Below are 25,051 nucleotides of genomic sequence, written 5' to 3'. Positions count from 1 at the left end.
ACCCCATGTTAAGGAGCATTTCCGCCGAATGGCTCAAACTTCGACATTCCCGCATCGGCCTGGTACTGGCGATACTGCCCGTATTCAGCCTGCTGATCGGATGCTTTAACTTTTATTTCAACCAAGCGGCCTTGCAGAACGGTTGGTACAGCCTGTGGACACAAGTCAGTTTGTTTTATGGAGAGTTTTTTCTGCCCATTCTGATTGCCATCTGCTGTGCCTTCGTATGCCGATTGGAACATGCAAACCGTAACTGGAATATGGTTCTTGCTTCCCCGATGTCCATCTCCAGCCTGTTTGTTGCCAAATTGCTTACCGTCAGCCTGCTGATCTTCGCGGCCCAGACCTTCTTTATGTTCATGTACTGGGCCGCTGGCCGGTTATTCTCCATTCCGGGTCCGTTCCCGATGGAAACCCTAGTATGGAGCCTGCGCGGATGGTTCGCTTCCATTTCCATTGCGGCACTGCAGTTGGGGTTGTCCATAAGGATCAGAAGTTTCGCTACGCCTATCGGTATCAGCCTTTGCGCCGTTTTTCTGGGACTCGGCTTGTATGTGCTGAACTTTGGCATGCTGTTTCCCTACTCTTTGTTGACCATAGGCATGGGCGTCCTGAGTCAAAAAGGACTAACCCTTGCGGAGAGCCTCGTTTTTATGTTCATGAACAGCACCTTTATTCTGCTATTCGGAGCATGGTCCATCCGCCGCTTGAAATACAAAGATATCGCTTCATCCTAAATTCATAGAGAAAAAGGAGCATTGAATATGAAAAGATCATTTGCCATCCCCGCATTTTGAATTGCAATTTTTGTGATTTTTATGTCAACTGTCCCATTGACTTCAAATCATCTGACGAGTAGAAACATCTACTATACTATCGTGGATCGGGCTTTCCACAGCATAGGGAATAGTGACTCATATATTTATGTAATGGTTGGATATACCAAGGAAGGGAAAGCGAAGGAATTATCCTTCTCTACCAGCAAACCGATTCCAAACGGAGCTTATTTGAGGCTGTATGTCTCAATCATTCGAGGTGTAACTTACTGGGAAGAAGTTACGGTAGACGAAATGCCCTTCTTAACGAAGACATTATTAATACAAAAAGCCGCTGATCTCATTCCAGATCAGCGGCAAAGAAATTTACCTATTTTGCTTCCTCTTCATAAACAACAACGGTCTGACTTTCTGATTCCCACTTGACAGTTGCATTCAATGCCTTATCTTTTTCAATAATGGCTTCATGTTGTGTTTGTTGGTCCGTCAGCTTGGCCGCATATTCGGTAAGCAAAATATTTGCTAAAACGGGCGCCTGCCTGTTTATCTTCTACGTTTTGAATAGCATTTAACAAACCTTTGTATCCTTTGTGCCCATTGTTCTTGGAATCGGCTTTATCGATGGAGGTGGGGTGTTACCCGGTTTGGTTGGAATTATCGGGTTAGAATGAAAAAGTCGCCCAAATGGCGACTTTTCTTGCACATATATCGATTTTTTTCATCTGCATTCATATTTATAATAATCTTGTACATGCACTGATTTGAATCCAACCGACTCGTATAATCTAAGAGCATGGTCGTTTTTCGTTTCGACTTCTAAGTGTACCGTATATCCGGCGGAGCTTTGCTTTTTAACGACTTGGCGAAGCGCCTTTCTGCCTATTCCTCTGCCCTGATATTCCGGCAAAATGGAGAAACCATAAATCCATGCCTGCCCGTCTTCACGACTCACCCGAAGTTTTCCAACCGTTTCTTCCCTTACATCAATCATAATCATATCTGTGTTATCCGCGAAATGATGTCTTTCCATCTTTCTGGCGTCATCATCGTCCAATCCGAACGCCGTCACGGACAAACGAACGCTCATTTCGAAATCCTCTTCGGTTGCCTGCCTCAGAAGAATATCGTTTGTCTCCTCCAGCGGCGTTTCGCTCCACTCCATTTGATGCTCCGAGAATGCATATTCAGCACCTTGTGTATTCAAAAAGAATTTTGCCGCATCTGATCCCACAGGCGCGTTCAACAAGATTTTCTTGTATCCATTTGATTTTACTTTTTCCATCGCCAGGTGAAACAACCGCCCGAAATGCCCCTTTCGACGTTCACTTGGTTTTACCATGCCGCATACCTCGACAGTAGAACCAAAAGCATACAGACCTAAAAACGCTATAAGTTCGCCGTTTTCATAATGAAAAAAATCAAGCGGCTCCGTTTGGCGATCTCTTAGCATTTCCCAGTTAAGCTTCAGTTGTACATGATCATGAATTTCACACTCTTTTTGCAATTGTTCAATGTCTTGTAGTTGCTGTGTCGTTAACATATTTTTCTCCTTTTAACTGTCGCATCAATAAAACTAAAGCTATAAAAATTCGAAACACCTAGCCGGGAGACGAACATCATCTGTCCGTTAAGTTCTACTTTACCATACTCACATGATGTGAGGGCATTCATTTGACTAGACAAAGAAAAAAGGACTTGTGGCTAAATGCCAGCAAGTCCTTCCCTTATTCGACACTCGTTAATCCAAGCCTTTTGTCTCCATGGCGCGCCAAATCACGGTAATCGCTTCTGCGCGGCTAGCATGAGATTTGGGTTTTATCATGTCGTTTGGATAACCCTTCATGATTCCATGATCTACTGCAATCATCATCGCTTCCTGTGCCCAAGCTGCAATCTTATCCTGATCGGTAAAGATTTTGTTGGTACGCGCATGGTCCAATTGAAAAGCTTGAACCACCATTTGTGCCATTTCTTCGCGCGTAATGAAATCGTCGGGGCCAAAGGTAACCGAATCGTATCCTTGAATGATTCCGTAATAATACGCTGTTGAAATGGCTTCCCTCGCCCAATGATTCGTTGTATCGGCGAACTCCTTATTACCTTTACTAGTGAGCCCCAATGCATGAACCAGGATTGCTGCTAATTCTGCTCGGCTAATCGTACGATCAGGTCTGAAACTTCCGTCTGTATAACCGTTCACAACGCCTTTTCCTGCGAGTTTCTCAATGTTCTTTTGTGCCCAATGACCCTTCACATCGGTAAACGTAACACCGATTTCAGCTGGCACTATCGTTCTCGCGAAAATCGCAAATGAAGTAAAGTGGTCGGTTGTACCACTTATAATCCCCTCATCCCAGTCAATGTTGACGTTATCCAGCGCTACCCATTCCTTCGTATCTTCGTTAAACTGACGGAGTTGGAGCACGTGAAGGCCTTTTTGTATGGCGTTGGCGTCAAATTTCAAGCGGATGGTTACCTCTGTATCGAATTTTCCGGATACATCTTTCTTGAACTCCACGATTTTACTAGCAAATTGTTCTCCTGCGGATAGGGAAAATTCTTCATCATCTAGAAGTTTTAGATTTATGGATAAATAAAATGGCCTCTTCAGTGCTTTAGCAGGAATGAGAATCTGCCCACCCTCAAAAGCAATGGTTCTCCCTTCCAAGCCTACAAGAAAGGTGTTGCTCGGCAGTGAATATATATGGCTATCGTTAGTGAGATTTGCATCGCTTGCTTCACTCGTCGTCTGGGTTATCAAACGATATCGGCTGGACGTGACGTTAACCGCATTACCTGTTTGGTCCTGTGCTCTTACATGCAAGTACCAATCACCGTCAACACCACTTTTCATAAGTGTAGCCTCGTTCACAAATGGTCTCCAGCCTGTAGCTGGCATGGACGAATCGGTCGTCCAATGAAACTCCAGCGAGGCTTTATCTATGCTGCTTCCTGAATCAATGACCGTTACCCTCGGTGTTGCCGATGTTGCCTGCATTTCACTTCCATTAGGGTGAATCGTAATCGATGGCGGCGTATTGTCGATTTTCACCGTGATGTCCAGGAATAACGTATTGCCCGCTTGATTGGACGCCTCAAAACGAATGTTAGTTTCGCCTTCGCTCGATATTTCAATGAGGGCCTTGTTCTCGTAGGCTTGTGAAGGCCCCCCGTTCAAGGTGTAGGTCAGATTAGAGATCTCGCTGACTCCCGATTCGGCATAGACGCTCAAGGTTACGCTCGACCTAGCCCATTCGCCGCTCGTATATTCACTTCCGTCCGCCTTCACTAGTGTAGGCGTCAAAGTTATACCCGTTGTGCTGATGCAGACTGTACGTCGTTCAATCGATTCATTGCCCACTGTATCGACGGCCTTGAACGAAATTGTATGAACACCTTCATCACGAAGGACGATATCTGATAAATAAGAACTCCACGACACTCCGTCATTTAGCGAATACGTAAATGAAGTGACGCCAGACTCGTCAGATACTTCTGCACTTACGTTAACCGTTTGATTGCTCCACGTGCGATCAACATATTCCATTCCATCCGCCGTGGTCATCGTAATGGAGATGGATGGCGGTGTATGGTCAACGGGAAGGGTCAGATTGTCGATGATTCGATCCGTTAAACTGAGCAACGCATTGTTTGCGTGGTCGGAAATATTTCCGGATTGTTTATCGTAGGACAGGAGAACCTGTTGATCTTCTTCAAATGCTTTATCTACATTAAAGTCAAGCGTATGAGTTCCCGATCCGCTCACCCGAGTAATAGTAGCAGGCCTCCCATCCGCTGTAATTGTAATACCTCCGGCGTCAGTGAGGGTGACTTCTTCATCAAAGGTCACGATGACGTTATTCGGATGCTCACGTTTGATCTTCGCACTGGTGACGGTTGGTGGAGCAGCGTCCCATTCCAGGTTCGCTGCAATTCCTTGTAGAACAGGAAACATGGCTCCCTCCTGTAACACCCATATTCCGCTGAAGTCCCACTCGGTATCGAAGAGTGCATGCTGTTTCATTTCCGACGTCACCCGCGGTTCACCTTTGCCAGTATCAGATTGTCCGGTCGTTTCCTTATTATAGAAGCTCGCTGTAACCGTGCCGAATTCCCGTCCGACCAACCCGCCGACTTCGCCGCTGCCGGTTACACCGCCGACGGCATAAGTGGTCCTGATGTCACCGATATTCCTTCCCACGAGTCCGCCAACATCGGAACGACCGGAAGCGGAACCGATTGCGTACGAATCATTGACCTTGCCGCTCTCATTCCGCCCCACGAGGCCTCCGACAAAATCCATTCCGGTAACAGTCCCAGCGGCGAAGGACAGGTTAACTTGGCTATTCATATCAAGGAGTCCGACCAACCCGCCGACATTGAATTGACCATCAACTTGACCCGTTGCGTACGCCTTATTTGCCAGACCCGCATTCAAGCCGATCAATCCACCGATATGGCTGTTTCCGCTAACGCTCCCGGTAGCATACACAGCCTCAGTAACACTCCCTATGCTGTTCCTTCCGACCAGTCCACCGACTTCGTTCATTCCATTGACCGTCGCAGTCGAACTAGAACTGCCGATCATTCCGTCGTTATTCCCGATCAGACCACCCGTCTTGTCTGCTCCGGTAACATTCCCTGAAACATGGACCTTCATAATCTGACTGCTGGGGCCGTTCTGTCCCGACAGCATGCCTGTCTGAAGGCCGCCGGTGACATCCCCGTTCTTTAAATGAACGTCTCGAACCTCACCGCCAGAAATATGACCGAACATACCGACACTCAACAAACTGCTCCTGTTGATATAAAGGCCCGTAATATCATATCCTTGGCCGTCGAGCGTACCTGTGAACGGAGTGCTGTCATTACCGATTGGTTCAAAGCCGAAACCGTTCCCTGTACTCGTCGCCCACATATCGGAGCGACTGTTGTCAGTGAACGTTGTGTCGAAATCAATACCCTGCGCCAGTGTGTAATTCGCTGACAGATCCATGGCCATCAGTTGCAGTTGATGCGAGTTCCCAATTGCGGCCGACCATTCGGAGCGAAGGAATGGTCGTGTCGAGTCTTCGACCATAAACCAGTCATTGTTGAAATCCCAGCCCGAGTAACTCGATGGGGTTAGTGCATGTGCGGTAGTGAGGCCGGTCGCTTTACAAGATCCGTATGTATCGTATCCGCAGGCGTTATCCAAGCCGACCGTTTCGGCATCCCAGAAACTGTCGCTAAAAGTTCCGCTATTACTCCCAACCAGACCACCCACAATATGATCGCGCCCGCTGACGCTGCCAGTGGCGTATGACTGAATGATCGATCCGTGGTCCGTGCTGCCCACAAGACCGCCGACAGCATTCCCGCCATGTACAGCTCCCGTGGCGTATGACTGACTAATGAGAGCAGAAATATTATAACCGACCAGGCCGCCGACATGTTCAGCGCTCCCGCTGACGGCACCCGTGGCGTATGACCGGAGTATTTCCCCACCTTCATTATCCCCTACTAACCCTCCGACTATAGAGGTGCCACTGATCGTACCGGCAGCATAGGAGTCACTCACCGTCCCGTCATTACGCCCTGCCAAGCCACCGACATAATCGGTACCGATGACGGCACTCGTAGAGTAAGAAGAGGTTATTTTACCATGAATGCCATTATATCCGACCAACCCTCCGACGGTGCCCATCTGGCTTCTAACCGTTCCGGTAACGTAGGACTGCTCAATCGTTCCAGTGTTACGCCCTGCAAGCCCGCCTACATGGTTGTTTCCGATGATCGAACCTCCTTCGAGAGCGATATGGTCTATCACCCCGTTGGAGCCTACCATCCCGAATAGGCCGACAATGTCAATCTTGGGCTGATGAATGGTCATATTACGGATGACATGTCCAGCTCCATCAAAGACACCGGTGAACGGGCTATTCCCGTTTCCGTCGTTGCCTATAGGCATAAAGCCAGCCCCGTTACTCCAATTTGCTGTCTCCGAAGCATCGATATCCGCTCCGAGCTTGTAATGAGCATTCAAATCATTACGCACGGCGTTTAATTGATTTAACGTTGTAATGACGTAAGGATTGTTCGCGGTCCCATCACCGGACATTGCATCATTCGAAGCGAATGCTTGAAACGGGATGATGCCTATCACGAGAAATAATGCCATCGAAATACAGAAGATGCGTCTCATCTGATCTTTTCTTCCTTTCGTTATTCAGTTGTCACGATGAACATTATATTGGATTTTTCGATAGTTCGAATCTAACCCCGGTTATAGGCCCGGTTATACTTCACACATTAAAAAGAGACCCGCCATCCGGCGAGCCTGCTGTTGAAACTTCTGTGTTTAACCCTGAAACTCTTTACCTCTTTTAATCGCCTCGACTCGGTTTTTCACCTGCAGCTTGCTGTAAATGCGATTGATATGTGCCTTCAAGGTCCCCATTCCGATGCCAAGCGTTTCAACGATTGCCGGATTGTCCATCCCTTCCTCCATATAACGAAATATCGTATATTCTCGCGGTGTCAGAAGCTTTTCTAATGTTGCTTTGCCTTGTACCGGAGATCCGGCTGTTCCTCCGAAAGCGGACAATATTCTCCGCACATAGGCAAGTGAAGGCGCATTTTTATCTCGAATATTCCCTTTTTGACGATGTTGGACATATTCCGCTAGCAGCTCTGCTACCAGATGGCCTTTATCAACAAACACACGGATATAATCATCAGGCTTCGCAAATGTAAGCGCCTCTTCCAGCTTGAGCAGTGCTTGTTGCGGCTTATCCCTCACCTGCAGCATCATCGCCTGGAGCACTTGGATCTCCAAAGCGTCCATCGGACGATGGCCTTTTACCGCAATTTGCAGCAATCTCTCAGATAACGCCCATGCCTCCTGAGTGTTGCCGGTCTCCACCAATACTCTAACAAGGAAGATATAGACGAATAGCTGATATACGGATACCGGATCATCCGACGAGACCTTGTAGCGATCCTTCCATTCAATAGCTGCAGATAAGTCTCCAGAATCCACTCGAAGACGAGCCATTTCGACATCCAGCAAGATGGGGGCTTCCTTAGCGCCATCCTCAATCGCCCTTCTATAGGCTTCCTCCAACCATTTTTCGGCTTGACTGATGTCCTGCCTGGATTTGCTGATACGTGACATGAAAAGACTCGCGGGAACGTATACCTTCTCTGGTTGATAATGCGCCTGACTCGTGCCTTGTAAGCCCAGCTTCAAGTAAGCCTCCGCCTGCTCCAGCTCGTTGCGTTCGTAGAGTAATTCTCCATAACAAACAACGACCGAATCCTGCAGGTCCATTGGCTTCATGAACTCGATCATGCTCAAAAAGAAGGTATCCGAAAGGCCTCGAGGCAAATGTTGGCCGCGCTTGCCATTGTATGACCTGTAGATAGAAGGAGAAAGTGGCATATGAGGAGATGCAAAGATCAGATCCGTTCCTTTAGGACTATGCTGAAGTGACAGATGGATATACTCCAGTCCTTTTATCATATCCATGTCATATTGGGTCGCTTTAAAATTCCTTACATAATACAAATATCCCAAATAGCGATTATTCTCTTCCGGGCTCCAGCTTGCTGAGGAAGCAGCATAATGCTTTTCTGCTAGCTGTAAATACCGTTCCGACAGCTCCAGCTCCTGGGACCACAATAACGAAAAAATGTACGAAAAATAAAGGTACGGATACTGCATAAGCAGTTCCTCGGGAATCGCCGACAACCACACCTTCATGGTCGAAAATTCCCTGCGGACCATCAAACTTCTCATCTGTTCTAGCAGACGTATCGCTTCCGAATGATAGGCTCCGGCCAAGTAGTAATCTATCGCTTCTTCGAGCAGTCCCTGCGATTCACACCAGGCTGCAGCCGATTGGAAGAGCACATTTGTCCTCGCAGAATCAAGGTGTCGCTGCTGCTTCAGCAAAAACTCGCCGAATACATGGTGAAATCGGAACCAGTCCCTGTTCTCATCCAGCGGGATGAGGAACATGTTGCGTTTATCCAGCTCCGCTAGCATCTGTGCACCATGTTCGCCAGCTACAACCTTACATAGCTGACCGTTCATTCGCTGTAAAATCGAGACGTTCAACAGAAATTGCCTTGTTGGCTCGTCCAACGATTCAAACACTTCCTCGAATAAATATAGCTCGACGCGTTCCGGATTGGAATGTACGTACTTGAAAGCTCCCATCCACTCATCATCATGAATAGACAACGAGATCAGCCTAAGTCCTGTCACCCAGCCCTCGGTTTGAAATTGGATTCGTTCAATCTGCTCTCTCTGCAGATCCCTCTTCTCAACGTTTTGGAAGAAATTCACCGTCTCCTGCAAATTGAAACACAGCTGCTGGGTATGGATTTCCTGGATCCAGTCCCGACTAATCCATCTCGACTTTAGAAATCCATGGATGCTTCGACTTGAGAAACAAAGATGCACGTAGGAAGGCAAATACTCCAGAAAATAAGAAACGGACGCCTGGATATCCGTATTATGTATGACATGCCAGTCATCCAATATCAGAATAGTCGGCTCATTCAGGCTGTTCAATTCATTTAACAGAGCAACTATAAATGGCTCGTATTGGCCCGGGCTTAGCATTGCGTTCGCGGCACGAACGGAGTCTGACAACCTGCCGATTGCCTGTTCGATCGCTTTCATGAAGTAGTTCCAAAATCGGATGAGGTCATTATCCTTGTCATCCAGCGATAACCACCCGACGGGTAGGTCCAGTTGTCTGGCCCAATCACTGACCAGTGTCGTTTTACCATATCCGGCAGGAGCCGTCACGAATGTCGCCCTGCGGTTTAGTCCCGCATTCAATCGTGCAAGCAGCCGGGGACGCGGCACTGATTGATAAAGGGGCTGGGGCAGTTTCAATTTAGTTGAAAGCAAGAAATGGCTTTCCTCTCTCTCTTGTATCATGCAGCCTCTTTTCGTTAGCCTCTATCGGCCGTTTCTTAGGTTTTGTCAATAAAAATTTCCAGAATCAGGGGATAACCAAGTATATGTGTGACATGTTTTATAAAATGAAGGATATCTAAAATTCAGATTATCTTAGTTTAAGAACTTTTGCACCTGTATTTTGGGAACAACTCGTTTTCTTGATAGAGTCGATACTTGGAAATCACTCAATATGCCATCTAAGTAAAGCAGCATGGACGATTATGAATGGGTTGATCTTTGTGATGGTCGCGTGAATCCGTTTTTGCCGCCAACAAACAGCCCCCATTTTGCTTAAGCAGAATGAGGGCTGTTTACCTTGGATTCTCATTTATTCAATCAAGCCAAACTCTTCATATACCTTTCGAGAAACAACACCATTTGGAATAAGGTGATGATCCCTCTGATATTTCTTAAGTGACTCGGTTGTATTGAAGCGGAACTTCCCGTCACATTCCCCATTGTAATATCCTGCACTTTTTAGACGGGATTGAATAAGCTGCACATCTCCACCAACATCCCCTTCAGCTAAATCCCTCGGATTTTGATTTGTGTCTCCAAGTACATGACCGTATATCGTTACTTTGGTTCCAATCGGAATTAATTCGTACAGTTCAATAACATCCTTATTATGCATCCGGATACAACCATGGCTAAGGTGTTGACCAATTGAATAGGGCTTATTCGTACCGTGAATTCCAAAATTCCCCCACGGTACATTTAATCCTATCCAACGTGGGCCAAATGAGGGTCCCCAATTCGTTCCTTTATATTCAACTTTAAAATCTCCCACTGGAGTCGGAGTTGACGGATTGCCAACAGCTACAGAGTAGGTCTTAATTACTTGCCCATGTTCTCGTACAAGTAATTTGTGACGTTCGGGGTAAATTGCAATCTCAAGATCGCTTTGATCATGTATAATCGGCAAGACAGGAGTAGTTAAATGAAATACTCCTAGGATTGCCAACATGATTAGAATTAATTTTTGATTAGTTGGTATCATGTATTTTCACCAAGTTAAGTTATTTTTCATATTGATCAAACATCTTTAATATTTAATCAATCACGTCATTTTATACAGTTCATTTTTGTCGATTCTCCTCCTTCGATGACAAAACAAAAAAATCTAAACAAAAAAAAGACTGTGCATAGACAGTCTTTTTTGCTGGTTCAAATCAATTATAAATTGAGCCTGAATTTACTGTTGGCATCATAGAGTTATTTTGCATCATGCCTTGGGTGTTCGAGTTTCCGTGACAATTATTGTACATTTGCTCTAAATCGGAATCGCTGAGATTGGGATGCATTTCTTTCATGAATGGAATCATGTCTTTAAAGGTACTTGGAGCTACCTCCGAAGCATAGACCGCAGTTCCGATGCCAAGTGTCAAAACAGCAGCACCTACTATCGCGATGAACTTGGAGTTCATGATGTTCACCTCCTTTCAAGACCTTCATGCCCAGTAAGATTCAATCTTGCTTAGGATGATTAATAAAATAACCTTCATAGCTGGCATGTTCCTACTGATATTCGGGTCAGTAATGACTCTTCCTTTATCATACATATTAAATGTGTTGAAGCTGTGAAGATATCATAAACGTCACTCTCCCTTATGATTTCTTCACAAGCCACCTGATCCAGGAATTGGTCAGGAACAACTGAGAGCGTTTCTGGTTCAGGCCTATAAGGGCGCCTTCGATTCATAACCAACCTAAGTTCGGTTCTTTTTTGGCACTCAAGTTTCTCCAGTGTGCGGGATGCATTATAAAGTCTGTAATTAAACCGCCCAAGCTCGATATTGGATAAGAAAAAAAGCCACCCAATTGGCGGCTTAAGCATGCATATGTGTTTATTTTCGATCATGATTCGTACCGGTTTGGGAATATTCTCAGTTACTTGTTTACGTTCATGCTAACTGCTTCAGTTCACATTCTTCTCCAGCGCATTATAATGTCATGGCGTGTCCATACTTCGCAAGGAACGCTTCCTTCGCTTTGTAATCCTTCATCATGCTGCCAACGAGTCGCCAGAAGGAGCGATCATGATTCATGTGAATGAGATGACAGAGCTCATGAATGACCACATAGTCAATGACCTCAAGAGGCGCCATCGCGAGACGGTAATTGAAGGTAAGATGCTTAGTCGAGCTGCAGCTGCCCCACTTCGTTCGCGATTCTTCAACGGTGAAGGATTTAGGCGTAACTTTCAACTGCTTCTGATAGATCTTTATCCGTTCCCCGATCACCTTCTTACAGCTGGCGAAGTAAAACTTCTTCAGTTCATGCTGGAGCGCTTCTTCCGTAAGCCCATGCGTTTCGATTAACTCATCAAGCGAATAATATTTGCCAAGATGAAGGAATTTGCCACTCTCTTCGTATGCTCTGACCTTCGGAGCAGTTCGAGCTTCCTCAATCGCTTGCAGCTGTTTCAAAATTTTATCCCCATACTGCCTCACTGCGTTCAGGACCACATCATCACCTGTATGATTCGGTGCCTTCACCGTAACAAGCCCTGAGGGATCAATTTGGATTGAGATCTTTTTGCGTGGGCCATATTCTACATGACATTCTATTTGTTGTTGTCCTAGTTCAATTTTCATATTCAACTTCGTTTCTAAAAGATTTTATCTTCATTGTAGCAGAATGGAACCGAATCCTCCTCTATTTGTGGTAAGATTCAACCTGTTGCGTGTTTTATGGGCTCGAATAAAGCACACTCAAAAAAATGCAGCTATATTTTAATATGGGATAATATTGCTGATGGTTTCCGGCCTGTGATCAGTTGTTGCCCATCCGTATAGCCCTCCTCACGACCATCAAGCTCCTGTATGAGAACAGAGCGCCAATATCGGATACGTTCTTGGCGTTCTTCATCCGCAATTGCATTATGCAGTTCTTGCGGGTCATCAATCAGGTCAAAGAATTGCTCCTCACCCGTTTGGGAGAACCAGATGTACTTCTCCTTCCCATCAGTCACCCAGTGATTCGACTGCATTCCTTGTGCGTGCTCGCCATGCAGATGGTGGCGCCAAGACCGAACGCTTTGCCCTTCTTTCTCTTCTGCTGAGGCAAGTCTCCAGATGCTTTCTCCTTCGACTGTATCCGGTATTGGCACGCCAGCCGCTTCCAGCAGCGAAGGCATGATATCCCGCATCTCCACCACTTGATCCGACACCATGCCGCGCTGCAAGCCTAATCGGTTGCCCGGATCATTGACGATAAACGGTACATGGGTGCTCCCTTCATACGGAAGAGACTTCCGGAATAAGAGATGGTCTCCAAGCAGCTCCCCGTGGTCCGATGTAAACAGGATGACTGTGTTCTGCAGCTCGCCATATTCATTCAACGATTGCAAGAAGCGGCCAATTTGGTGATCGCTATGCGTGATCAGGGCGTAATAGGCAGCCATCGCTTTACGCAAGCGGCGTTTCGGTACCAGTCCCCTCCCTGTCGTAGGAGAGTACCCAGCCAGATCGGGGTCTTCCGTTTGCGCCCAGTCACCCACCGGCGGCTCCGGAATATCGGCCTCCTCATACAGATCCAGATACGCCTGCGGAGGATCGAACGGCGGATGGGGCCTGACGAAAGACATCCACAGGAAGAATGGCTTCCCGGGATCTCGGCGACGTAGAAAATCAATAGACTGCGTGACCACCCAATTCGTCGGATGCAGCATTTCTGCCAAATGCCAAGGACGGGCGACGGTCGATGCGTTGCAATCCAGACCGAGATCGATCATATCCGCGCCGGGCACCCTCTCACGGAGCCATTGCAAGTAATCGTCGACTTGATCGTAATGATCCTGCATTGGAATACTGTGGTAATTGCGGTTGTGATGCAAGTAACCGTCGTGAAGCATGACATTGTGGAACCCCATCAGATTCCGTGCCGGATAGACGTGCATTTTGCCGATACACTGTGTATGATAACCGGCACCGGCCAATTCCCCAGGCAGCGTTCTCTTATAATCCCATGGCACGCAGTCTTGATAGCCGACACGGCCATGAGCCCGCTGTGATTGGCCGGTGAATATGGCTGCCCTTGCAGGTACGCAAGTCGGTGTGGCAGAATAGGCACGGCTAAACCGTACACCAGTCCTCGCAAGCTCGTCCAGATTGGGCGTCTCAACGACAGGATGACCCGCTATGCTGAGACAATCAAAACGCATCTGATCGACTGTAATGAGTAGAACATTTGGCCTTCCTTGGTTTTGACTTGAATTCATCACGTTCCCCCTCCCAACTACACCCCGCGAATTCTTCAAAATTTGGTCAACTCCACTTTTATCGGGACGGCACCCACTGACTAATAAGTCATCGCAGTTACCCAAAAACGAGATGTTCTATTAAAAGTATTCGTCCGAAATCATTAATATCCTTTTGTTGAAATCCTAACGTCCCTGTTGAAGAAACCGTTGATGAGATACCTGAAAAAAAGTAGAAAGGAGCCGCAATCGTACGACTCCTATCATTTCGTTGCTAGCAAACTACTCCTTGATCCATTGAAGCTTTCGCATCCTATTGATTCAACACATGCCGATATGCAATAAGTGAAATCCATAGCGCAGCCGCTATCCATATTACAATAATCATACTACCTGCAAACCAATTTTTCGGTTTACCGCGCTTCATCCGTTCCTCGGCTTGTAGTTCATGCTCTTGGACCACGGCTTTAGGTATCATTTTTAATGTGATCGCAATTCCAAGGGGGACTAATATTACATCGTCCAAATAGCCGAGTACAGGGATAAAATCCGGAATCAAATCAATTGGACTAAAGGCATAAGCGACAACACATATGGCAAATATTTTGGCGTACCAGGGAGTCCGATTATCCTTATAGGCAAAATAAAGTAAAAAGATCTTTCTTTTTAACATCCAAGCCCATTTCTTTATCCTAGCTACCATATCCGATCTCCTACAAAACATTTTACTTCATATTACCATGCAATCCTGTCCAGCAGCTAACTGATTTCTACTGGTTAGTTAGGTGGCTATGACTGCAAACTCCTGGTCGTTATAGCAAAAAAGCCGCCAATATGACGACTTCGTAAGGACTTTGCTTATTCGAGGCAACCTTGGTCAGTTCTAGATGCACCGCCATCTTTTTATTGATCAGCATACATCGAGTGACAGGCTTTCGATCAAATGCAAGGCATGCGGGCACCACTCTTCAACCAGTGACTCTTGGCTTTGTCGGATCGCAGTTCGGGTTCTGTATTTCACCCAAAGCAGCCAACTTGGACAAATAGTAACACTCTTCACGATACATATGATCCGGCATCAGCGGATTAATCCGATCCAGCACCTCCCCGCGCAGTTCAAAATCTTCGAGTTCCGCCAGAAAATGCATGAACACTCTCATTTCAAGATCTACGTCAGCATGGAATTTGCGCAGCGCAGGGAAATCTTTTATATGGGTCCTTAAATACCCCGTCATTTCTACTGCCTTTAGATAAAAACCTTCAAAATCTTTCTGAAACGCCATACTTTTTGCAATTAACGGCTTTTCAACAAAATCTAGATCGGCCGCTAGGCTTGCTGCATGACCATATGCATCCTGCAGCCACAACATATCATAATGCAAAGGATGGAACAGAGGTACGCCCTTACCTTCTTGTAACGCCTGTAGTATCCGAAGATATTCCTCCAATTCATTGACCATATGGTTGACAAAGGAAGGTGTCAGGAGAAAATCAATTTTGCCTGCAAGCTGTCGTTCCAGCAAATTCAGCTTGAACTCTCGCAGTTCATAAGAGGCTTTATAGGCATCCTTCGTCAGTTTCTCGATGAATGTAGTGGCATCGGGTCGCCGCGACTCCCCAAGCAGCATATCAAATTTAGCCATTAAGGACTCGGCTGTGGCGATATCCCCTTTTTCCTTGGGTGAAAGCGCAGTAAAAATAAAACGACAGTGGTCGCCAAGAATCTGTAACCAAAACCGGTGTTCATACAAGGGATCACTCATTGATCAAGCCCCTCCCAATAGCGTTATTCTCAGAAAATATATGCTACTGACAGCCGAGTAGAACGCTGAAGGGTTAATCGAACATTACTCGTCGACTCGAGCATCACTTCATGAAAAATACGGGACAAGAAGTTTTCTATTGTTTTCGTAAAGCCGGCTCACGACTGCATCTCGTTTTCGATCCGTTTCATAAAGTCTTCAGCCGCGCTGTATCCGAGTTGTTTAAGATACCAATTGTTGGCCGCCGCCTCGATCAGACTGGCAACGTCGCGTCCCGGTTGAAGCTGAACCTCGATATGCGGAATTTGAATGCCTAAATACTCTGTAAACTGAGGTACCGCCTCAAGCTCGTTGTTTAGGGAATTTTCCCGCCAAGGCGACAGCTCAATATCGAGCACAATTCGCGTCTCGTCCTGGAACGCCGTGCGTCCGTATTGACGAACGACATTAATTAAGCCGATGCTGCGCAGCGCCAGAAACTCGCGTGTTGTCTCATTATGTGTGCCAAGAAGTGTTGAAGGGCCCAGCTTTTTAAGCACCACAATGTCGTCAGCCACAAACCGGTGACCACGTCTGATCAAGGTGTGGGCTGTCTCACTTTTGCCAATCCCGGATTTACCCCGAAGCAGGATTCCTATGCCCGATACATTCACACATACCGCATGGATCGACATCTCCGGTGCCAGTGTCTTCACCAAATAGCTGTCTAACTTAGCGATAAATTCCGTTGTTGTCTCTGTCGTCCGCAATAATGGTATGCCCTCTTGATTACAGAAGAGCGTCAGATAAGGAATCTCCTGCTGTCCTGACGTGACAATAAAGCACGGCGGATGATATTTGACGATATTCCCGATATGCAACTTGCGTTCTTCTATGCTAAGCGTCAATAAATAGTTGATTTCTTTGCGACCGAGCACCTGCACTCGCTCCATAGGAAAAAAATCGAAATACCCGACAAACTCCAGCCCAGGCCTATGCGTCTGTGGACGGGTAATCATGCGATCCATGCGATTGGCTCCTGCAAGTACTTCCAAATGAAAAATTTCCGTGAGACTTTGAACGGTGATCGACTTCATGTTGTTCTCCTCCTGCGGTTGCAGTATGTATTCGGATATATTCAACGAGCAACAAGTATTTTCCTGCCTCTTTGTCTCCATTTACGAGACACCCACCCTTCCGGCTAATTTAGATCCAGGACGACCATGACTGCCTCCAAACATGAGTTTACATCAAAAAAAGTCGCCTATTTGGCGACTCTTGTGAGTATATAATGTGATCATTATCGTAGGCTTGCATGGCATCCATCTACAACAACTCAAAGGTAAGGTCCGGTGTGCTCTCCACCTTCACAGGCTCCATGGATTGTTCATGATATCCCATTTCCAGAACGGCAACGATCCGTTCGCCATCCTGAACACCAAATCGACGGGTGCAAGCTCTATCATAAATCCAGTCATTCATCGTCATTCGCACATGGAGCATGTGATCCTGAGCGAGCAGACGGAAATTCTGTATGAGGCAGCTTGCTGCTGCGTAATCTTCTTCTCTTTTATGAGGATCCTGATCTTCCTTAATAACCAATATCAGATAGGCCGGAGCCTGATCCTGTAAATCAGATAACATGTCTGTGTTGCCGGAGCCAATAAATATAAACCGCCAAGGTTCCCGCATTCCGTCATTAGGAGCCCATACAGCAACATTTAACAATTCCAGAATATGATTTTCGGAAACAGGTTTAGCGCTATAACTCATCAAATGGCCCCTCCTCGACTCGATATCATTGTCCATTTCTTTTCAGCTTGTGTACGTGCTCTGCCTCTTGGGGCCTTATCGAAGTATCCGAGATGAAAAATACCAACCAGTCTCTCATTAGGCTGCAGCTTCAACAGCTCGAATAATTCTTTGCTCTGCATCATCGGTTCTGTATCCCACAGCGTACCGAGCCGACGTTGCCAGGCAAGAAGCTGAAAATTTTGCATGATCCCGCAGACCGCTGCATAATTCATATCTCTTTTCCTTCTGTCCGCATCCGTAGAGGCAATGATGATGAGATGGCCAGGTATATCGGTGACCCTCTTCCGAACGAAATCCCGAACCTTTTCCGGCAGCCATTTGACCAGTCTGTTCTTCACCAGCGGTTCCAGCATACTGACAGCCAAACGTTCCTTCGAATCCGCCGTCCCCGCATACACGCTTCGGAAGGCCACTTCCTCTGTGGACGGATAAAGCTGCCGCGCAGCGTAGAGTAATTCGATCACCAGCTCCTGGTCCACGGGAATGGAGTTAAACTTGCGGATGCTTCTTCGTTCTCTGATCGTCTTCACGAAATTCATGCATTCAACCCCCAGCCATTGCTCGCTTGAATAACTCTTCAAGATTTCAAGTATCGCATCGGCGAACATATTCTTAATGATAAAAGTCAACCAAATCTCCAAATAATCGCTTCATAAGATCAAGCTCGGATTCGCTATATCTGTCCAAAAAATCGATCATCCTCTGCTGCTCCTTGATATGGAGCTCATCATGAATAGCAAAAAGCCTTTTCCCGGCCGCTGTTAGCCGGAAGTACACTTCTTTTTTGTTATCATTGAGCTGGGCCCTGCGAACCCAACCCGCCTTCAATAATTTATTGGTTATCTTGGAGGTGTTCCCTTTGCTCAGGTTCATCGTTTCGGCAATGGAAGTAACATTAATCGGTTCTTGCTCACCAATACACGCAATGGTATGTAGTTCCGTTATGTTTAGTGTGGATTCTATCTCTATTAGTTTCCGGAGATCTTCGATAAAAGCGCTGCTTAACCGGTTCTCATATTGTTCTTTTTGCTGCAGAAATTGAATGAAATTTTCATGGATAACGTTTTTTATTTTGCTCGTACTCATGATTATGCAAGCTCCTCGACTCATTGTTTTTTTCATTATAACCAAAATTAGTTTCGCAAGAAACAATATGAGCATACCAGGGAAGTTACACCTCGGAAAGTTATGATGATTTCAGTTTTTCCAGTCCATATCGCCCCCTTCAGATCAGAATATTGTTTCCATTGAATAAATAAATAATCAGTAAAATGGGAAACGAATCGAAATAACACAGAAATATTCATTCATATGAAACAATTCTATTTTAAGGTTATTTTGATCCGATGTCAATTCCGTCCATTCTACATATCAGCCTTTAATGCAGCAGGATCTTCGCCAGTAGAACGCGTTTATGCCTTGTGCTTCTAGCGGAGCTTCTAGCGGAGCTTCTAGCGGAGAAAAAAGACAGCTGCGTCATCGCAGCTGTCTTTTGATAATGAGCAATAATGGGCTATTTGCTTGTCTTCAATGCAAGCGCAGGTCTCGTTAAGGAATAAACGGCGCAGATTAGCGACACCATGACAATTCCTCCACCTACCCAAGACGTACTGGATACGGTACCTCCCTGCTCTAACACAAGGCCGCCGATAGCGGATCCCAGGGCAATTCCGATCTGCAGCGCGGAATTGTTGAAACTCTGCTGGATATCGGACGAGCCCGGATCTACTTGAATCAAGTAATTCTGCAGCGGAGGGGCCAGACTCCAGCTTAATGCACCCCATATCATCATCACGACCAAAAATACGCCGATCGAGAATGTGGAGAACGGTAATAGGAACAGCACCAACATGAATGATGTAATGATGATTACAATGCTCTTATGCGACCCCAGCCGGTCGGCGAGTACGCCTCCAAAGGCCCCACCGCCGACTGCGGATAGTCCGAACAGGAAGTAACAGATGCTGATCCAGTATGGACTCAGCCCAAGTTCGGATTCAAGAAACGGCGTGAAGTATGCATAAATCGTGTAGTGCCCTGCAAGCATGAATAAGGTAGCGAGATGCGCTCCGGCGATTTTCGATTTGCCGAGCGCCTTGATCTGAACGGATAACGGCGTGACATTTTCAGGCTTGATCCGATCCAGAAACATATAAATCAAGATCATGGAGCCAATCGACAGAATGCCGATACCGAGAAACAGTACCCTCCATCCAAAAGCTTCACTAATCAAAATACCGAGCGGCACGCCAAGCACCAACGATGAGCTGATTCCCATATAAATAACGCCTAATGCTTTCGCCCGATGTTCAGGTTCAACCACCTTGGCGGTAATGGTCAACGATAACACGATAATCAGCGCTGTGCTCATGGCAGTTAATATTCTAGCAGCCAATAGCATCGTAAAATTCGGGCTTACATAAGCCAGCAAGTTACCGATAAAAAAAACAAATAAGGAAATCATATAAAGCCGTTTCCGCTCCACTCTTGCCGTAAGGGCAAGGAGAACCGGTCCTGCTACCGCATAAACTAGGGCGAACACGGTAATCAGCTGCCCAGCCGTGCCGAGTGAAATATGCAAGTCATCCGCGATGAGCGGCAGTATTCCGCCAACAATAAGTTCAACCAACCCGACGGATATCGTCGAAATCGCTAGAATTAATACTTTCAGATTCATCTGGAATAGAATCCCCCTTCTTCGATGTCGTATTTGCCTATAATCAACAAAAAAAATCCTGATTACAAAAAATGAGAAACATTTTCTGTAATCAGGATTTTACGGTTCCTGGTAGAGACCCTCAGACCATATTAATGAGGTTATACATTCAAATATTTTATTAAGTTTCAAAACAATCGTTGTTTAATTTATCACATCCGTTACGAAATATCAAGCTCCCAAGCAGGATTCCAGCAAATCTCCCACAAATGTCCGTCCGGATCGAGAAAATGGCCGGAGTAGCCCCCCCAGAATGTGTCTTGTGCTGGCACGGTTACCGTTGCACCCGCCCTTCTGGCTTGCTCCATCACCTCATCCACTTCTTCCTTACTGCCGACGTTGTGACCGATGGTAAACTCTGAGGAACTCGGAGGGGACAGAGGAACATTCGCCTCAACTGACAGATCTTTGCGATTCCATATCGCCAGCTTCACGCCCGCTTGCAATTCAAAGAATGCTACAGCCCCATGCTCAAATTCCGTCCCAATGATCCCTTCGGTCGGGAGTCCGAGTCCATCGCGGTAAAACTTCAATGACCGCTCCAGATCATCGACGCCGATTGTAAGTACGGATATACGTGCTTTCATTATGGCATTACCTCCTATGCATCATCGTTACCTCATACTTATTTTCGTCGATGACTCTATTGAATGATTGTAAAAAACGGACAACGTGCTTCTACACATCAACAATTCCATCATTGATCACTTCAAAGCCTGTACGGGTGACATGCCATATAAACGCCTGAAGTTGTTAATAAAATGAGGCTGATCATAGTAGCCGTATTGGGCAGCAATATCAGGAAATCGGATCGGCTTGGCCTGATGTAACTCCTGCAGCAAATTTTGAAAACGAATGATCTCCGACATTTCCTTCGGACTGACGCCGAGTTCCTTCTGAAATGCTCTTCTTATGGTTCTCTCGCTATAATTAAGTTTTTCGGCCAAGGCACGAACCGTTATTCTTCCTTTAGCAGCGTACAAATACTGCATGCCATGCTCTAGCAGCGGCTCGGAACAGACGTTATTCTGTCCTAAGACGCTCATTAAAAACCTTTCAACCACATCCATTCGGTTGGCGGAATCCAGTGCTGTGACCATTTCCTCGTTCAGCTGATTCACATCCAGCCCCCAGGCTTCCTCTAAAAACACAGGACCCTCCCGGAAATCGGAAGCTGGATAACGTATGAATGGGCGGACGGACTCCGCAAAAAAACGGACACCGAACAATGACTGATCCTGCGTCAATCTCATGGCTTCATAAGATGACATCAGTCCGGTAATAAAGCCGGAGGTTGAAGCATCCCGTATCTTCAGATTAAATATAATATCGACGCAACCGTCAGGAAGAATGCGATGAAGCGGCTGCTGAAGTGGCGAAGCTGTATAATCCAAGGTCCAATAACAGGCCACATAAGGACTTAATGCCGGGCTTGGCAGATATTCGTGATAGGTGTAAGAAGAGTCCGGAGACGGATTCTCTATCGTTGGAGCTTGTATAGGGACATAGTTCCGCAATGTGTTCACCCTTTATTAACGTTGGATAGCGAATGACTCAAGTAACTAACAACTGAATTACAGCATTGATTAATGCTGCCCTGCTTGAACCTGGAGGTTCATCACATGACCGTCACGTGTCGTAGCGTAAACCTTCCAATCCCCCGTTACTCCGCTCCCATCATTCATGACAAATGTTCGGATGCCCTCCCTGCCGGCTTTGACATCCATATATCCGAATTCCTCCGTTCCTCGGTAGACATTCAGAATCACTGTGCCCGAGCTGTTCCTATTACGAACCTTAACGGTTAATTTTTTTCCATTATTTGGTACGGCGGTAAACGTATTCTCGTATGCTCCGATACTTTGGTACTTATCTAAGTCTATGAATTGTACCTTATATGGAGCATGGCTTGTATCGCCCTCAACTTCCTCTATGTACGATACAGGATGTTGAATGTGTTCGCCCGCACTCTGTGGGAACAGCGCCAGCCCCAGGAACATGACAAAGGAAACTCCAAGCCATTTCATTACGACTTAAGCCCCCGAATAAACTTCCCTATACGATGTGCCGCTTCGTGCAAAGCTGGCTCTTCCTGCACCAACGCGATTCGCACATAGCCCTCTCCTTCGGAACCGAAAGCATCTCCAGGAATAACCGCTACGCCGGTTTCAAGCAGTAATTCGCGGGCGAAACGGCGCGAGCTCCATTGAACATCACGAAAAGCTTCAGGGAGCCGGGCCCATAGAAACATCGTGGCCTGAGGCTTAGGTACAACCCATCCTGCTTCGGCAAGTGATGCCACGAGGACATCACGCCGAAGCTCATATAGTGAAGCGACAGCCTGTTCCTCATGGCCAGATGCCATGGCTTGACGCAGTGCATGGACAGCCGCAATTTGTACAGGCTTGAATACACCAAAATCAATATTGCTTTTGTACTCCCGCAGCGCGCCCACTGCTTCCTCATGACCGGCAAGAAAGCCGATGCGACAGCCTGCCATGTTAAAGCTCTTCGAGAAGGAGTGAAATTCTACTGCGATGTCGATCGCGCCGGGAACCTGCAGAATACTCATGGGGCGATAGCCGTCAAAACCCATTTCGGAATATGCAAGATCATGAACGATCAGTACGTCCCATTGTTTTGCCAACCCGACCAATTTTTCGAAAAAAGCATAATCAGCCCGGACCGCAATCGGATTCCCCGGAAAATTCAACAGAATGAATGTCGCTTTCGCCCAAACCTCCTCCGGAATGCTGTCCAGATCCGGCACAAATCCAAACTCTTCCTTCAGCGGAAGATACCAAGGCCTAACGCCTGCAATCGCAAGCGCTCCGGCATAGATTGGGTAACCCGGATTCGGTACAATGGCCACATCTCCCGGATTACATATGGCCTGAGCCAGATGCGATAATCCATCCTGAGATCCCATCAAGGCGAGTATTTCGGTATCGGGATTGACACTTACACCAAAGCGGTATTCCATCCAAGCCGCTGACTGTTCTCGAAACTCCGCGACTCCTCTAGTACCTGGATATGTATAGTTATCTTCTTTCAGCGCTTCTTGGCTAAGCACCTCACGGATATCCGCAGAAGGACCACGGTCAGGGCTGCCGATGCTCAAGTCGATAATATCTCTTCCCTCTTGAAGAGCCTCTTGTTTCCACTCGCTGACCTCGGCGAATATGGAAGAACCAATCTGCGATAGTTTGTCTGCACGCCATTTGCGTTTTGAAGTTTGATTCGGCAAGATATCCACCCACTCCACTTTTTCCCTACATTATAGCATGAAGCTGGAGGTGCATCGCTTTAAAATCCTCATCTCAGGCTTGACTTGAAAAGCCTTTCATAACGTAAGATCGAAGCATACAAAAAGAGAATTCAGGAGAAGAGACAACCATGACCAGAACACGAGAGACCATCTTTATTATCGCCTTTACTTTTGCAGCCTTTGTACTTGGTACTACCGAATACGTCATTGTTGGATTATTAAAAGACATCAGTGTAAGTCTCAGCATTTCGCTTGCTGCTGCCGGTGTCCTCGTATCCAGCTTTGCCATTGCTTACGCCATCGGAACGCCGTTTGCGGTCACGCTGCTTGGACGTATTCCTCGGCATGTTACCATTCTGACAGCGTATATTACGGTGTTATTGTTTAATTATTTGACCATCTTTGCCACCACGTACCCCGTCATGTTATTCATTCGCATCATCACCGCGATTCTGTGCGGATTAACTTTATCGCTGGCCATTGCCGCAACAAGCGAGCATATGAGCGCTTCCCGCAGGGCTGGTGCGGTTGCCTGGATCATCGGAGGTTTCTCGATTGCGAATGTCCTTGGCGTTCCTGTCGGAACGCAAATCGGCCAGATGGCCGGATGGCAAACGGCTTTCATTGTTACATCATTGGTCGGGATCATCCCGCTAGTTTTGATGATGGTTGTCATGCCCAAGAGCAATACCATTAGCGTAAGCTCCATGAAACAGCAATTTGCCTTGTTCAAGAACAAGCGGATACGACTTGCCTTCTTCATTCCGGTCCTTGGCGTAGGCTCTGTATTTATCGTATACACGTACATAAGGCCGCTTTTAGAGAATGTAATGGGAATTCCGCAGCAATGGATCAGTACCGTTCTGCTGGCCTATGGCGCCTTCACCATTCTTAGTAATTGGCTCGGGGCCAAGGTAGCGCAAGGAAATTCAAGGGTAAAATTGAAAGTGATTTTCATCATCCAAGCGATGATTATGATGGCGCTTGCTCTTACCCTATCACTCCCGTGGATGGCCTTAATGTCGTTAATGCTGGTCGCCTGCTTCTCCTTTGCGCTCAGTACCGCCGTTCAATTATACCTGATTGACCTAGCGGATGAATCTTCAGCCGGCTCCAAGGACTTCGCTTCTACACTTATGCCGGTCGCATCCAATCTGGGCATCGCCGTTGGTTCTCTACTGGGCAGCCTTGTCGTGGATAACGTTGGTCTCGAATATCTGCCTTGGGCTGCCGTTGTGTTCGCAATCGGAGCATTTGCCGTTACCTCCCGCTGCCATCAGCTGGATCAAGAGCATATGGGTTTAACGCCTCTGGCATCGGCAAAGGCTTCGTAGAACGCCCTTTTTTCAATCCTTCTCATTCTTTTCTATGGTCGACAACCAGACCATCGTATCGGGATGGGAAACATTCCAGATCAGCGTTCATTAATCGTTAAATTCAAAAAGCTTACCCGTTATATAACGGCGTAAGCTTTTTGTTTTACTGTTATTCAGTTTATCAGGCATGCTTGAATGACTGTCGACTATATGCCGGTTAGCCGTGTACAGATTTCCTTATTACGATACCGCTATCCAGCA

Annotated in this window: 22 protein-coding genes and 1 riboswitch; of the genes, 3 read left to right on the top strand and 19 right to left on the bottom strand. The window is 46.6% G+C overall.

The features are described 5' to 3' along the window. Positions 1 to 5 precede the first annotated feature (5 nt). Together ACOZB4_RS28740 and ACOZB4_RS28735 are read left to right on the top strand one after the other, a co-directional pair. A complete protein-coding gene (locus tag ACOZB4_RS28740) occupies positions 6 to 737 on the top strand; it encodes an ABC transporter permease (RefSeq protein WP_379405780.1) in 732 nt (243 codons plus the stop codon). A 72-nt stretch (positions 738 to 809) separates the two neighbouring features. Further along, positions 810 to 1,202: a YxeA family protein gene (locus tag ACOZB4_RS28735; RefSeq protein WP_379405778.1), complete on the top strand. Its 393-nt coding sequence runs from the start codon at positions 810 to 812 to the stop codon at positions 1,200 to 1,202. On the opposite strand, the gene ACOZB4_RS28730 is transcribed toward ACOZB4_RS28735, so the two are convergent. From ACOZB4_RS28730 to ACOZB4_RS28640, 19 genes are all read right to left on the bottom strand, one after another. After that, entirely contained in the window at positions 1,147 to 1,290 is a 144-nt protein-coding gene (locus tag ACOZB4_RS28730) for a hypothetical protein (RefSeq protein ID WP_379406165.1), read from the bottom strand. The genes ACOZB4_RS28735 and ACOZB4_RS28730 overlap by 56 nt on opposite strands. Positions 1,291 to 1,494: 204 nt before the next feature. Beyond that, positions 1,495 to 2,316: a GNAT family N-acetyltransferase gene (locus ACOZB4_RS28725; protein ID WP_379405776.1), complete on the bottom strand. Its 822-nt coding sequence runs from the start codon at positions 2,314 to 2,316 to the stop codon at positions 1,495 to 1,497. A gap of 198 nt (positions 2,317 to 2,514) precedes the next feature. Further along, positions 2,515 to 6,960: an S-layer homology domain-containing protein gene (locus tag ACOZB4_RS28720; RefSeq protein WP_379405774.1), complete on the bottom strand. Its 4,446-nt coding sequence runs from the start codon at positions 6,958 to 6,960 to the stop codon at positions 2,515 to 2,517. Between the two features lie 156 nt (positions 6,961 to 7,116). Continuing rightward, positions 7,117 to 9,681, bottom strand: a complete 2,565-nt coding sequence (locus tag ACOZB4_RS28715; RefSeq protein ID WP_422759712.1) for a LuxR C-terminal-related transcriptional regulator — start codon at positions 9,679 to 9,681, stop codon at positions 7,117 to 7,119. Between the two features lie 379 nt (positions 9,682 to 10,060). Further along, on the bottom strand, positions 10,061 to 10,699 hold the full coding sequence (locus ACOZB4_RS28710; protein ID WP_339293528.1) for a L,D-transpeptidase family protein: 639 nt from the start codon (positions 10,697 to 10,699) through the stop codon (positions 10,061 to 10,063). 205 nt (positions 10,700 to 10,904) lie between these two features. Then, entirely contained in the window at positions 10,905 to 11,159 is a 255-nt protein-coding gene (locus ACOZB4_RS28705; protein WP_076321686.1) for a CUE domain-containing protein, read from the bottom strand. Positions 11,160 to 11,675: 516 nt separating this feature from the next. Continuing rightward, a complete protein-coding gene (locus tag ACOZB4_RS28700) occupies positions 11,676 to 12,329 on the bottom strand; it encodes a SprT family zinc-dependent metalloprotease (protein ID WP_339265446.1) in 654 nt (217 codons plus the stop codon). Between the two features lie 131 nt (positions 12,330 to 12,460). After that, on the bottom strand, positions 12,461 to 13,954 hold the full coding sequence (locus ACOZB4_RS28695) for an arylsulfatase (RefSeq protein WP_379405770.1): 1,494 nt from the start codon (positions 13,952 to 13,954) through the stop codon (positions 12,461 to 12,463). Between the two features lie 292 nt (positions 13,955 to 14,246). Continuing rightward, a complete protein-coding gene (locus ACOZB4_RS28690) occupies positions 14,247 to 14,636 on the bottom strand; it encodes a YkvA family protein (RefSeq protein ID WP_379405768.1) in 390 nt (129 codons plus the stop codon). Between the two features lie 265 nt (positions 14,637 to 14,901). Beyond that, on the bottom strand, positions 14,902 to 15,696 hold the full coding sequence (locus ACOZB4_RS28685; protein WP_379405766.1) for a DUF2935 domain-containing protein: 795 nt from the start codon (positions 15,694 to 15,696) through the stop codon (positions 14,902 to 14,904). 158 nt (positions 15,697 to 15,854) lie between these two features. Next, on the bottom strand, positions 15,855 to 16,772 hold the full coding sequence (hprK, locus tag ACOZB4_RS28680) for an HPr(Ser) kinase/phosphatase (RefSeq protein WP_076321691.1): 918 nt from the start codon (positions 16,770 to 16,772) through the stop codon (positions 15,855 to 15,857). A gap of 229 nt (positions 16,773 to 17,001) precedes the next feature. Next, on the bottom strand, positions 17,002 to 17,448 hold the full coding sequence (locus ACOZB4_RS28675) for a nitroreductase family protein (protein ID WP_379405763.1): 447 nt from the start codon (positions 17,446 to 17,448) through the stop codon (positions 17,002 to 17,004). Continuing rightward, a complete protein-coding gene (locus tag ACOZB4_RS28670; RefSeq protein WP_379405761.1) occupies positions 17,448 to 18,119 on the bottom strand; it encodes a nitroreductase family protein in 672 nt (223 codons plus the stop codon). The genes ACOZB4_RS28675 and ACOZB4_RS28670 overlap by 1 nt, the downstream gene beginning before the upstream one ends. Beyond that, the gene (locus tag ACOZB4_RS28665; protein ID WP_379405759.1) at positions 18,103 to 18,576 is read right to left on the bottom strand and encodes a MarR family transcriptional regulator; all 474 of its coding nucleotides are present in this window, start codon (positions 18,574 to 18,576) and stop codon (positions 18,103 to 18,105) included. Before ACOZB4_RS28665 ends, ACOZB4_RS28670 begins: the two co-directional genes overlap by 17 nt. A gap of 427 nt (positions 18,577 to 19,003) precedes the next feature. Further along, positions 19,004 to 20,167, bottom strand: a complete 1,164-nt coding sequence (locus ACOZB4_RS28660; protein WP_379405757.1) for an MFS transporter — start codon at positions 20,165 to 20,167, stop codon at positions 19,004 to 19,006. 68 nt (positions 20,168 to 20,235) lie between these two features. Further along, positions 20,236 to 20,335: riboswitch (purine riboswitch) on the bottom strand. Positions 20,336 to 20,367: 32 nt separating this feature from the next. Beyond that, positions 20,368 to 20,793, bottom strand: a complete 426-nt coding sequence (locus tag ACOZB4_RS28655) for a VOC family protein (RefSeq protein WP_379405755.1) — start codon at positions 20,791 to 20,793, stop codon at positions 20,368 to 20,370. A 117-nt stretch (positions 20,794 to 20,910) separates the two neighbouring features. Next, positions 20,911 to 21,732, bottom strand: coding sequence for a DUF6597 domain-containing transcriptional factor (locus tag ACOZB4_RS28650; protein ID WP_379405753.1), 822 nt, complete (start codon positions 21,730 to 21,732; stop codon positions 20,911 to 20,913). Between the two features lie 60 nt (positions 21,733 to 21,792). Further along, positions 21,793 to 22,233, bottom strand: a complete 441-nt coding sequence (locus ACOZB4_RS28645) for a hypothetical protein (protein ID WP_379405751.1) — start codon at positions 22,231 to 22,233, stop codon at positions 21,793 to 21,795. Further along, entirely contained in the window at positions 22,233 to 23,471 is a 1,239-nt protein-coding gene (locus ACOZB4_RS28640) for an aminotransferase class I/II-fold pyridoxal phosphate-dependent enzyme (protein ID WP_379405749.1), read from the bottom strand. Before ACOZB4_RS28640 ends, ACOZB4_RS28645 begins: the two co-directional genes overlap by 1 nt. A gap of 131 nt (positions 23,472 to 23,602) precedes the next feature. Here ACOZB4_RS28640 and ACOZB4_RS28635 point away from each other — a divergent pair, with 131 nt between their 5' ends. Next, positions 23,603 to 24,808, top strand: a complete 1,206-nt coding sequence (locus tag ACOZB4_RS28635; RefSeq protein ID WP_379405747.1) for an MFS transporter — start codon at positions 23,603 to 23,605, stop codon at positions 24,806 to 24,808. Positions 24,809 to 25,051: the final 243 nt, after the last annotated feature.

Source organism: Paenibacillus sp. NPDC058898, assembly GCF_049316025.1.
Taxonomy (GTDB): Bacteria; Bacillota; Bacilli; order Paenibacillales; family Paenibacillaceae; genus Paenibacillus_AQ.
This window is presented reverse-complemented; position numbering and strand designations above follow the sequence as displayed.

Coding starts and splice junctions, on each gene's coding strand:
- ACOZB4_RS28740 (WP_379405780.1), top strand. CDS start 6: ATGTTAAGGAGCATTTCCGCCGAATGGCTCAAACTTCGACATTCCCGC.
- ACOZB4_RS28725 (WP_379405776.1), bottom strand. CDS start 2,316: ATGTTAACGACACAGCAACTACAAGACATTGAACAATTGCAAAAAGAG.
- ACOZB4_RS28720 (WP_379405774.1), bottom strand. CDS start 6,960: ATGAGACGCATCTTCTGTATTTCGATGGCATTATTTCTCGTGATAGGC.
- ACOZB4_RS28710 (WP_339293528.1), bottom strand. CDS start 10,699: ATGTTGGCAATCCTAGGAGTATTTCATTTAACTACTCCTGTCTTGCCG.
- ACOZB4_RS28705 (WP_076321686.1), bottom strand. CDS start 11,159: ATGAACTCCAAGTTCATCGCGATAGTAGGTGCTGCTGTTTTGACACTT.
- ACOZB4_RS28700 (WP_339265446.1), bottom strand. CDS start 12,329: ATGAAAATTGAACTAGGACAACAACAAATAGAATGTCATGTAGAATAT.
- ACOZB4_RS28695 (WP_379405770.1), bottom strand. CDS start 13,954: ATGAATTCAAGTCAAAACCAAGGAAGGCCAAATGTTCTACTCATTACA.
- ACOZB4_RS28690 (WP_379405768.1), bottom strand. CDS start 14,636: ATGGTAGCTAGGATAAAGAAATGGGCTTGGATGTTAAAAAGAAAGATC.
- ACOZB4_RS28685 (WP_379405766.1), bottom strand. CDS start 15,696: ATGAGTGATCCCTTGTATGAACACCGGTTTTGGTTACAGATTCTTGGC.
- hprK (WP_076321691.1), bottom strand. CDS start 16,772: ATGAAGTCGATCACCGTTCAAAGTCTCACGGAAATTTTTCATTTGGAA.
- ACOZB4_RS28675 (WP_379405763.1), bottom strand. CDS start 17,448: ATGAGTTATAGCGCTAAACCTGTTTCCGAAAATCATATTCTGGAATTG.
- ACOZB4_RS28665 (WP_379405759.1), bottom strand. CDS start 18,576: ATGAGTACGAGCAAAATAAAAAACGTTATCCATGAAAATTTCATTCAA.
- ACOZB4_RS28660 (WP_379405757.1), bottom strand. CDS start 20,167: ATGAATCTGAAAGTATTAATTCTAGCGATTTCGACGATATCCGTCGGG.
- ACOZB4_RS28655 (WP_379405755.1), bottom strand. CDS start 20,793: ATGAAAGCACGTATATCCGTACTTACAATCGGCGTCGATGATCTGGAG.
- ACOZB4_RS28645 (WP_379405751.1), bottom strand. CDS start 22,233: ATGAAATGGCTTGGAGTTTCCTTTGTCATGTTCCTGGGGCTGGCGCTG.
- ACOZB4_RS28635 (WP_379405747.1), top strand. CDS start 23,603: ATGACCAGAACACGAGAGACCATCTTTATTATCGCCTTTACTTTTGCA.